Genomic DNA, 499 nt, shown 5'->3' with positions numbered 1-499 from the left:
GCTGCGGCAGGGCGCGCTCGACGGGCTGTCGATCGGCTTCCGAGCCGTGCGCAGCGTCCGCGAGGCCGGCGGCGTGCGCCGCCTCACCGAGATCGACCTCTGGGAGATCTCGGTCGTCACCTTCCCGATGCTGCCGGACGCCCGCGTCGCGGCGGTCAAGCGCGGCTCCCTTCATCCTTCCCGCCGCCTCAGCGCGGCTCTTTCGCCAGAGGCTGACCGATGACGCATGCCGAACTCCGCTCGCCCGAGACCAAGGCCGCCGAGGGCGCGCCGTCGAGCCTCGAGGTGGTGACCGCCTTCGACGACTTCATGCGCGCCTTCGAGTCCTTCAAGGAGGTCAATGACGAGCGCCTGGCCGAGATCGAGGCGCGGCTCTCGCCCGACGCGCTGACGAGCGAGAAGCTCGCCCGGCTCGACGACGCGCTCGACCGCCAGCAGCGGGTCCTCGACACGCTCGCGCTGAAGAGCCGCCGTCCCGCGCTCGAGGCCGCAGGCGGCC

The 499-nt window shown here is 72.5% G+C and carries 1 protein-coding gene and 1 pseudogene; both read left to right on the top strand.

Translation table 11 applies throughout. From position 1 onward, the window contains the following. The coding region (locus ACIKT0_RS19860) for an HK97 family phage prohead protease (RefSeq protein ID WP_407106958.1) at positions 1 to 223 on the top strand (223 nt) is incomplete at its 5' end. Beyond that, positions 220 to 499, top strand: a pseudogene (locus tag ACIKT0_RS19855) (phage major capsid protein); the annotation flags it as partial. The gene ACIKT0_RS19860 and the pseudogene ACIKT0_RS19855, both read left to right, overlap by 4 nt.

The sequence above is a fragment of the Hansschlegelia beijingensis genome (assembly GCF_045505405.1).
GTDB lineage: Bacteria > Pseudomonadota > Alphaproteobacteria > Rhizobiales > Methylopilaceae > Methylopila > Methylopila beijingensis_A.
This window is presented reverse-complemented; position numbering and strand designations above follow the sequence as displayed.